Source organism: Streptomyces sp. NPDC054794 (assembly GCF_053611585.1).
Map to the genome: position 1 here is coordinate 1 of NZ_JBSHAQ010000117.1, position 9,035 is coordinate 9,035.

Annotated in this window: 13 protein-coding genes; 5 read left to right on the forward strand and 8 right to left on the reverse strand. The window is 66.2% G+C overall.

The genetic code is table 11. From position 1 onward, the window contains the following. Positions 1-94: 94 nt before the first annotated feature. On the forward strand, positions 95-424 hold the full coding sequence (locus ACWGKT_RS47935) for a WD40 repeat domain-containing protein (RefSeq protein ID WP_453278745.1): 330 nt from the start codon (positions 95-97) through the stop codon (positions 422-424). 196 nt (positions 425-620) lie between these two features. Here ACWGKT_RS47935 and ACWGKT_RS47940 read toward each other — a convergent pair whose 3' ends face one another. From ACWGKT_RS47940 to ACWGKT_RS47975, 8 genes are all read right to left on the reverse strand, one after another. Then, on the reverse strand, positions 621-794 hold the full coding sequence (locus tag ACWGKT_RS47940) for a hypothetical protein (protein WP_453278733.1): 174 nt from the start codon (positions 792-794) through the stop codon (positions 621-623). Positions 795-1,514: 720 nt separating this feature from the next. Beyond that, positions 1,515-2,201 (reverse strand): hypothetical protein, encoded by a 687-nt coding sequence (locus tag ACWGKT_RS47945; RefSeq protein WP_453278734.1) that lies wholly within the window; start codon positions 2,199-2,201, stop codon positions 1,515-1,517. 208 nt (positions 2,202-2,409) lie between these two features. Beyond that, positions 2,410-3,210 (reverse strand): aminoglycoside phosphotransferase, encoded by an 801-nt coding sequence (locus ACWGKT_RS47950; protein ID WP_453278735.1) that lies wholly within the window; start codon positions 3,208-3,210, stop codon positions 2,410-2,412. Positions 3,211-3,270: 60 nt separating this feature from the next. Further along, positions 3,271-3,411 carry a hypothetical protein gene (locus ACWGKT_RS47955; RefSeq protein ID WP_453278736.1) on the reverse strand — a complete coding sequence of 47 codons (141 nt, stop codon included), beginning with the start codon at positions 3,409-3,411 and terminating at the stop codon, positions 3,271-3,273. A gap of 2 nt (positions 3,412-3,413) precedes the next feature. Then, the gene (locus tag ACWGKT_RS47960; RefSeq protein ID WP_453278737.1) at positions 3,414-4,517 is read right to left on the reverse strand and encodes a radical SAM protein; all 1,104 of its coding nucleotides are present in this window, start codon (positions 4,515-4,517) and stop codon (positions 3,414-3,416) included. Between the two features lie 134 nt (positions 4,518-4,651). After that, a complete protein-coding gene (locus tag ACWGKT_RS47965; RefSeq protein WP_453278738.1) occupies positions 4,652-5,083 on the reverse strand; it encodes a hypothetical protein in 432 nt (143 codons plus the stop codon). Positions 5,084-5,199: 116 nt separating this feature from the next. After that, entirely contained in the window at positions 5,200-5,793 is a 594-nt protein-coding gene (locus tag ACWGKT_RS47970) for a hypothetical protein (RefSeq protein WP_453278739.1), read from the reverse strand. Further along, positions 5,790-6,371 (reverse strand): hypothetical protein, encoded by a 582-nt coding sequence (locus ACWGKT_RS47975; protein ID WP_453278740.1) that lies wholly within the window; start codon positions 6,369-6,371, stop codon positions 5,790-5,792. Before ACWGKT_RS47975 ends, ACWGKT_RS47970 begins: the two co-directional genes overlap by 4 nt. Before the next feature lie 382 nt (positions 6,372-6,753). Between ACWGKT_RS47975 and ACWGKT_RS47980 the strand changes: the two genes are divergently transcribed. The 4 genes from ACWGKT_RS47980 to ACWGKT_RS47995 are packed head-to-tail and all read left to right on the forward strand — an operon-like array spanning position 6,754 to position 8,713. Beyond that, complete coding sequence (locus ACWGKT_RS47980) at positions 6,754-7,173, forward strand: hypothetical protein (protein ID WP_453278741.1); 420 nt, start codon at positions 6,754-6,756, stop codon at positions 7,171-7,173. Continuing rightward, complete coding sequence (locus ACWGKT_RS47985) at positions 7,133-7,657, forward strand: DUF6879 family protein (protein WP_453278742.1); 525 nt, start codon at positions 7,133-7,135, stop codon at positions 7,655-7,657. Before ACWGKT_RS47980 ends, ACWGKT_RS47985 begins: the two co-directional genes overlap by 41 nt. 7 nt (positions 7,658-7,664) lie before the next feature. Then, positions 7,665-8,519 carry a helix-turn-helix domain-containing protein gene (locus tag ACWGKT_RS47990; RefSeq protein WP_453278743.1) on the forward strand — a complete coding sequence of 285 codons (855 nt, stop codon included), beginning with the start codon at positions 7,665-7,667 and terminating at the stop codon, positions 8,517-8,519. Positions 8,520-8,530: 11 nt separating this feature from the next. Further along, on the forward strand, positions 8,531-8,713 hold the full coding sequence (locus ACWGKT_RS47995) for a DUF397 domain-containing protein (RefSeq protein WP_453278744.1): 183 nt from the start codon (positions 8,531-8,533) through the stop codon (positions 8,711-8,713). Positions 8,714-9,035 lie beyond the last annotated feature (322 nt).

Below are 9,035 nucleotides of genomic sequence, written 5' to 3' on the forward strand. Positions count from 1 at the left end.
CGGCATGCAACCGGCACTCGTTAACAGCCCTGATCTGCACGCCAATCCCATAACAGAGTCAGATACAAGGCAAAAACTCGCATACCACCCTCTCATGTCGGTTGCGTTCAGCCCGGACGGACGCACCTTGGCCAGCAGCGGGGATGACGGAGTGGTCCGGTTGTGGGACGTGCCGACCGGCCACCTGCGCCGCACCCTGACCGGCCACACCAACACGGTCCGGTCCCTGGCGTTCAGTCCCGACGGGCGCTCCCTGGCCAGCGCAGGCGACGACAAGAGCATACGGCTATGGCCCATCTCCTTGCCTGATCCGCCTCGCTCCATCAGGAAAATCTGCCAAGCAGTCCACAGGGATCTCACTCGAGCTGAGCAATCACGCTACCTAGCGGATCAACCGGCCAGCGTCGGCTGCGCATCACCTTGAAGTTGCTGATCCAGTGACGCACATGGGGTGCTTGTTCATGCGGCTTTGCAGGGGGCGCACCTTGAGACAGAGCCCTCGTCTTTGTGAGGCAGTGTTCCCAATCCGAAAGCCGGGACGACAACGGAGTCCGGCCAAGCGGATCGGCCGCGGAGGACGTACCGGCTCGATGCTGGGGACTGAGGCATTCCTGATCGTGTCACCGGCCATGGTCGGCGCCCCGCCGGACCTCGACGATCGGGAGCAGCTGACGCGGCGTGGGGCCTGATGGAGTAGGGACGTCCGCGAGACGTTCGAGGAGCTGGTTGAGTGCGGTCTGGCCGTCGTCGACAGCGGCCCGTTCTTCGTCGGTCAGCGGGATCGTGGCCAGCATGCGTTGGAGGTTGTCCTTCGCTTCGAGGAGCTGACCCTTGCTGGAGTCCTTCGGCGTGTAAAAGTCGCAGCGGGCGCAGGCCATGCGATGCGGGCACTGTTCGAAGAACGTGCAGGTGCAGTAGCCGTGGCCCAGGTCGTAGTGCTGCCATGGTTCACCGGCTGCGGCCGCTTCAGATGCGACTGCCTCTCGGTCGATGAGGACTTCGATGGTGCGGACATTGCGTGCGAAGTACCCGGCGTCTTTGTACGCCCTGGTCGGCGTGTTGGGACTGATCTTCGCGTAGTGCTGGGTGGACTCCGGAGACCGGTGTCCGAGCCACGCTGCAGCTCGAACAGGGTCATGGGTTCTTTCGCGTTGTACAACTGGCTGGCGATCGTGGAGCGGGCTCGGTGGCTGGTGATGCTGCCGCGGACATCGGATGCCGGAACGCCAGCCTTGCGGCAGAGCATGGGGATGATGGTGCTGTTGATGTAGCCGCTGGAGATAGCGCGGGCCCGCAGGGAGAACAGGAAGTCGACCTGTTCACCGGTGCGCTTATGGGCCCGCTTCGGCTGGTTCGGCCGGACCGCTTCCCAGGCGTTGATCGCCTGTCCGAGCAGCGGGTCGACCGGCTTCGTGAACGCCGTGCCGGTTTTGTGCGCGGGGACGTCCAACAGGCAGACGGCGGCCCGGGCGAGAACCTGCGTCGAGTCGCCGGCGGCCGGAGTGCCGTCATGCTCAGCGGATGCAGCCGAGGCGCAGGCGTGCGATCTCGTTGCTGCGCTGACCGGCATATAGCCACGTCAGTGTGATGGCTCGGACCAACTCCAGGGGATAGATGGGGCCCGCTTTGCCGCGGGGAATGGCGCTGGCTTCCAGGTTGAGTCCGGACCACAGGAGCTTGGCCCACAGGCCGTCATCGATCATCCGCGGGCGGGGGCCGAGGAGGGCGTTGATGCTGCGTGGCAGCGCGAGTGCCCGGATGGGGTCAAACCTGCGGGGCAGCCACTCCCAGTCCTGGATGTCGCGGAAGAAGACCCTGGCTGCACGTACGAGGCTGGCCTTCGAAGAGGCCTGGAGCGGCTGCCCGATGCGCTCTTGGAAGCTGCTCGTGCGCACGACGTAGTCGCCGATCTTCATGCGGTCGACGGCCGCGATCCAGGCCGCGCACGTCTGACGGGTCCAGGCAGCGGGATCAGCGGCTTCCGGCTGCTCCACAGCGATCCACCGGCCTGCTTTCAGCAACGCGGCCCGATTGTGGAGGCGGGAGCGGTGAGTCATGGTCGTCGTGCTGTTCCAGCGCTCCACCCACTCGGCCCAGACCGGCGGCACCCCCGCGTGGCCGACCACTTCGGAGGTCGAGCCGAAGGCCGGAGGGTCGCAGAAGCCCAGGGCGGCAACGGCCCGTTGCACCGCCCCGCGCATCGCAGGAGCAGAACGGCGACGGCGTCGTTCATGGCCCGACGCAGGTGCATCGTGGGCAGCGTGTCGAAGCCCGCGTTTGCCGGGTTGATGCTGGCGGGAACGGGGTGCCGATCCGGGTCGTCGCTCCGGCGAGCGCGGGCTCGGTGTGTAGTGGGGGAACGTGGAAACCCCCGCCGGGACGGGAGCTCCCGACGCGCACGAGTGACGGTCAGGACGTGGGGAGCCGGTGCTGGTGCCAGGCGCGGGCGGCTCGCTGCATGGGTCGTGCCCACTCGTCGCCGCTTTCGGCGATGGACGTCCAGATCCGATCCTGGACCCGGGCAAACACGTTGAGTCCTGCGGGCGGGGCCGGCTCCCATGCGGGGTGTGCGGCGGCTGCGCTCTCTGCCTGGTGGGGGGTGTGGCCGTGGGCGATGAGCCACAGCAGCCACAGTGCCGGATCGATCCAGGCGGCGCCGGTGGAGGCCCATCCCCAGTCCACGAACAGGGCTTTGCTGCCTGTCATGAGGACGTTGTGCGGGTTCCATTCGGTGTGGAGGAGACTGTTGCCCGCGAACCAGGACAGGTCTGCGGGGTCGTCGACGTATGTCCTGAGCCGGTGCGGCATGCTCTTCAGTTCGATGCCCGGGGTGGGTACGTCGATCAGCCGGTGCATGGTGGTCATGACCGTGGGCAGGTCGGTGGAGCCGGGGGTGTAGTCGGCGTGGCCGCCGGCCACGTACTCGAAGCCGAGGATGCTCCAGTCGTCCTCTTCGACGTGCCACAGCAGCTCCGGTGCGATACCGCGAACGTAGGGGCTGATCTGGGCCTCACGCTTCTGGGTCCAGACACGCGGGTGATCGAGCGGCAGGCCCTTGACGAACAGGGAGCGGTCGGCCGTACGCACGTGGGCGGCGATGGCGCTGTTGAGACCGGCGTTGATGGTCCCGACGTCGACAACGGGGCCGCTGACCTTCTCGATCAGCCGCACGACGATGTCCGGGAGCTCGGTCAGACGAGGGGTGGACACGGGGTGTCTCCTGTGGGGTGGTGCTGGGGCCGCGGGTACGCGCGGCCCCAGCAGAGGGTTCTACTGGTAGGGGTTGTCGTCGTTGCAGCCGGGCACGGTGTTGGCGGTGAGTGCTTCGACGTCGGCGACCAGGACGACGTCCTCGGGGTCCTGGACGACGTCCTCGGGCTTGCGGGTGATCTGGACCATCACAGCAGGCATGACTACCTCTCTCGGTGTTGGCAATAGTTGACCAGTGGTGCCTTCGCCTCCTGGAAGACCTTCGCCATCGGCCTGCACACCCGACACGTGTCGGACAGCTTGCAGCCGCTGCATCCTCCGGTGCGACGCATGAGGGACTCGGCGATCTCGTCGAGTCGGGCCAGACCTTCCACGCCTTCGGCGATCAGGTCGATGTTCGGTTCGCGGCCGACCTTGCAGATCGAGGCCCGGCCGAACGGGTCGGCGTGGAAGAACGTGACGCCGGCGGGGCAGCCGGTGAACGGCTGCCGGTGGGTGAGGTACTCGGGCGACTGCTGCGGCAGCGGCTGCGCGGAGCCGTGGATCGTCGGCGAGATGTTCGCGTACTCGCGAAACGGCACTTCGAGGCGCCGCGCCCAGTCCCGCATGGCGTCGACCTCGTGCGCGTTGGCCTGGACGACGATCAGGCTGAGGTCGATGTTCAGGCCGGCAGCGAGTGCATTCTCCAGACCGCGTGAGAAGCGGTCGAATCCTCCGCGCCTGCGGGTCACCGCGTCGTACGTTGCGGCCGTCGCGCCGTACATGCTCAGCGTCAGCTTGGCCGGCGGACAGGTGCGCAGCAGCGTCAGGACGTGGTCCTTGTACAGCCGGGAACCGTTCGACAGGATCTCCAACTGCATGCCCAGCTCGTATGCGAGCCGGTACGCCTCGGAGAAGTCGGGATCGATCAGCGGTTCACCGCCGGTCATCTGGAGCCAGATCACGCCCGCGTCGCGCATGACGGCGAGCAGCTTCCGCTTGCCCTCCATGTCGATGCCCTCGAACTTCTTCTCGCCGAGGTAGCACATGACGCAGTCGAGGTCACAGCCCAGGTTGAGCTCCCACGTCGCGCGGCTGAACGCGTACGGTCCCGCGTTCCGCAGCAGGAGCACATCGCCGACACGCTGACCGGTCAGGTCCAGGCGCCATTGGGCGTGGACGGCGTCGGTCAGCCACTGCGGCACGGTGTCGGGAGCTGACGTACGCAGTTCCTCGAACCGGGACTTGGGGAGCTGCAAGGCCTTCGGGCTGCCCTGCCGCAGGATCAGGCGCCGCTCCCCGAACGGTGTTGCCACGAGTTGGTGCACGTCGTCGTCCCTTCTCCATTGAAAGGAAGCTGTTGGGACCCGGTGCCGGGCCGCTCGGGGGAATGGCGGCCCAGCACTGGGCGTTGGGCCCGCTCTTGGCCTGAGCCCCGTAGGCGTCGGGCGAGGAGCGGGGGCTATGTGGGGGTGTCGTGTTCGGTGGGGAGGTAGGCCAGGAACACGCCACGCAGGTGGAGGTGCTCCAGTACCTGCGCGTAGGTCTCGTTGTCGGTGGTGATGGCAGGGCGGGCGATGGCGAGGATGCCGTGGGCGTATCCCCGCGCCGCGAGCCGGCAGGCCGCTCCGAACCCGAGCCGTTGGTCGAGGGGCGGAGGCTGCCCCACATCGGCGAAGGTGACGCGCGTGAGGTGCCAGCCCATCCCTGCCGCGTACTTCTCGATCAGTTCGAGGTCCGCGTGCCGTTCGGCGCCGGACTGCGTCAGGGCGTACGGCGCGACGCGCACGGGATCGCTGTGGCGGGCGGCTGCGGCGATGATCTGAGCCATGTACTCGCGGCGCAGGACTTCGAGGCGAGCGGCGCGGGCCTGGGGGCTGAGGGGAGTGGTCACATCGTTCCCTTGGTGGGTGACCTGCTGCCAAGGGGGAGCCTCCTTGGCAGCAGGGGCGGTGACCGCGTACGGCGTCAGCTCGGGGAGGTGGGGGGAACGGACGCCGTACGCGGAGATCAGGAGATCGTGCTCAGCACTGATCCGAGGAGCGTCTCGTGGGGCGCGGGGCCGGGCTGGAACTGATCGAGCAGCTGGCGCAACGCTGACGGTGGAACGAGCCGGTCACCACGGCAGGAACGCAGCCAGAACGGCCCGGGCGGCTCCACGGACGTCATCGCGGGCAGCGCAAGGCGATAGGGCCGGCCCAGGCACGTCGCGTACCGGTGCGGCACCCACTGCTCGCTGGTGCCGGGAGGCACGAGCCAGATGAGCCATGACCGCTGGGGGTCCTCGATCACCGGCCCGCACGCGTCCGCCCGTTCGTCACCGCTGTGCTGGATCTCGTCCATCACCGTGATGGCGGCGTACGCCTGCGGGCCGCTCGCCGTGGTGATGATGTCGAAGAAGTGTCCGCCCAACGGCAGCTGGAGAACCCGCTGCTGCTGGAGCTCCATCAGGCTGCGCACACGCGTGGCCAGGTCCCCCATGTCGGGGGCGACGTGCGCGGGGTCGGTGCGGCCGGTGGTCGTGACGAAGCCCGCGGGCCCAGCGGGCGGGATTACCCGGCCGGCGTCGACTGGCCGGCACGGCATCTGCCCGGTGCGGCTCATGCCAGGCCCCAGGTGGTGGGGAGCAGCGCCGTCACGGACTTGCCTACGACGTCACCCGTGGCGGCGTCCGTCTTCCGGCCCCACGACAGCGTCCCCTGGTAGTGGCGGATCCACCAGAGCCCGGGCGGATGGCCCGAGGCTTCGGCGCTCATCGCTTTGTCGAAGTCGGCGAACTCGGCAGTGGCATCGTCCACCTCGATGAGCAGCTCGTCCGGACCGGGCAGCAGGGTCAGCCTGAGCTCGATCCAGCCTTCGCCGGGCCCGAACGGTTTGGCGTGCCGGAACGCGTTGTCCACGAGCTTGTCGGCGACCCGGGCCGCCGCATCAACGTTCCCGGGCCAGCGGGCCGCGGTGAGCCGAGTGCGCACTCGCAGCCGGGCGTTGCGGCCAGCGCCCGTGTTCGCCGTGAGCCTGGTCTGCCACTTGTATCGCGGTTCTTCGTCGTGGTGTGAAGGCAGGACATGCAGGGTGTCACCAGCCGGGGGCTTGTTGCTCTCAAGCTCGATCCGTAAGGGCAGGAGAACCACGGTCGCACTGACCGGGCGCTTGCCGTGATCGAGCTCGGCTGACCTGTCCATATCTGCGGAGCGAAGAGCCTTGCCCTGTTGTGTAGGGGGGTTCACGGGCACTCCTGGTTCACGGTTGTGATCGTGCGGGCGCGTGGTTGAGGGTGGTGCTCGCGTGGAGGCCTGGTGTTCGGTACGCCCCACGTCATCTGCAGTGCGGTCTCTTACCGAAGCCGGGTGTCCGCCTTGACGGCAGGAGCGATCTTGACGTTCGCGTGGTTCCTGCGGCGGGTGCGTTCTCCGGTTCGAGCTGCAGTCAAAGGTAGATCCGGCGTTAGCCAAACCCCAAGCAGATTGCGTGAGTTTGCAGCAAGTAGGTTGACGGCCCCGAACGTCCAGCCGACCATCCTTGTGTCGCGCAAATCCGAGCAAGGATGCAGACAGGAGAACGACCATGAAGCTACGGTTCCTTGGTAAGAACTCCACGGTGGGTGACTGTCCAACCTTGTATGCCACCGATCGGGACACGTACCTCGTCCAGGGTTGGAAGATCTTCGCGAACGACCTGCTAATGCAACTCGACATCCCTGATGGGGAAACGGCGGTGGAGGTGCCCACAGAACTGTTCGAGCACCTCGCCAAGGACGGTCTGCCGGCCGGGGAGATCTGGCGCGTCCAGGACCCGATCATGATCCTTACGCCAGACGGCACGTTCGTCGTGCAGGGCCGCGAGGTGACCGACTCCGAGACCCTGGCTCAGATGGAGATTCCGGACTACGAGACCGTGGTCGAAGTACCGAAGACCGCGATCACCGTCCTACTGGAGGAACCGCGTGGAGCTGATCTCCAGCGCCGAGCGCAACCGGCTCTTTGAGAGCTTCGCGCAGGATGCATTCCACCTGGAGTTGAGGGACGACTACTCCGTTCCCGATGAGGAGAGTCCCTTCACGAGCTGGCTCCGTGGTGAGACCGCCGACTACTCCTACATGGCCCCGTGGACCCAGCTCATCCGGCGTGTCACTGCGGAGGGCAAGACTGTCCGACGTGTCCGCGTGATCACTGTGCCGCACAGCCCTTACATCCAGTGGGAGCACACGACCACCGCTCTCAACGAGGAGGCCGGCGAAGACATTCGCTGGCTGCCCCGACACTGCCTGCCAGAGGATACGGCGTTTCCCGCAGGCGGCAATGACTGGTGGCTGTACGACGACCGTCTCCTCGCCGTGGGCCACTTCGACTCCGAGGGCAGAGTGTTGGGCTCCGAGATCGTCGAAGACCCGGACACCGTAGCCCAGTGCGTACGCTTGCGGGACAGCCTATGGGCCACTGCGATTCCCCACGCCGAGTACCGGGCCTGACCGATCCGTGAGCACGCAAGTAGACGAGGCGCTCCAGGCGCTCGGTGCCCGGCTGCGCGGCTTCCGCAAGGATGCGGGCTATGCCAGCGGCCGGGCATTCGCGCGCGCCACCTCGTGGCAGGAATCGAAAGTCTCTCGCATCGAGACCGGCAAGCAACGCCCCAGCGAGGACGACATCCGCATCTGGTGCGAGACGACCGGGCAGGCTGACCAACTCGGGGACCTTGTCGCGATCGTCCGCCATGTCGATGAGCTGTGGGTTGAATGGCGCCGGCAGCTCCAGACGGGTGTCGAGAAGCGGCAGCAAAAGGCCATACCGGTGTATGCCAAGACCAAGGTGTTCCGCATATGGCACCCCACCGTTGTCTGGGGAACTCTTCAGACTGCGGCATACGCTTCCGAGGTCTTCACGCAGGGTGTCAGGTACTACGAGATTCCCAATGACGCCGAAGCAGCCGTGGCGAAGCGGCTTGAGCGCCAGCAGTACCTGTACCAGGGCGATCGCATCTTCAACGTCCTGCTCGGCGAACAGGCCCTGTACACCAACTTCGGAGGACCAGAAGTGATGAAGGGGCAGCTTGACCGCCTCCTGGCGGTCATGAGGCTTCCCCGCCTGAGTCTGGGCATCGTCCCCCGGTCCGCGCCAACCTCCATATGGCCGGGTAACGCGTTCTCGATGTTCGACGACCGACTCGTCCTTGTTGAGACGTACTCGGCGGAGTTCTCGGTGACACAACCCCGCGAAATTGACTTGTACACCAAGGCGTTCGCCCTCTTGAAGCAGTCAGCGGTCTATGGAACTGCTGTCCGGGACCTCATCTTCGAAGCGATTCGGCACTTCGATCAGATACCAACCGATTAGGAGAGCACACAATGCAGCCCACAACTCCGAACTGGCGTACCAGCTCCTATACGGGGACGGAGAGTTGTGTTGAAGTGGCCGATAACCACCCAAAAAAGGTCCGAGTTCGGGACACAAAGGCGCACGAGAGGGGAGTCATGTCCGTCCACCGAGCCACGTGGACGACGTTCGTGGAGTACACCAAGCGCTCATAGCGTGATCTTCGCCATGGAGCAGGTCTGGTTCAGCGGCTGAAGGACAGAGTTGGGCGGACTTGTCGCGTTGCGGGTCCAGCCAGACCGTCGCTTGCCTCTCGTTCATAGCCTTGCCCCGCACCGGTTCGCATCGACAGCCACAGAGGCCAACGGCGCCCGATCGGAGGTGCGTCGTCGTTGACAGCGTTGCCCCCGACGGCCCGCGCCGATCTCGTCTGCTGCCTGTTAGACGTCGTCTCATTTGGCGAGTCGGCGGTAGCAGATGAGGGTGCAGGCGATGCTGGTGAAGGCCAGGAAGTGCTCGGCTTTGCGTTCGTAGCGG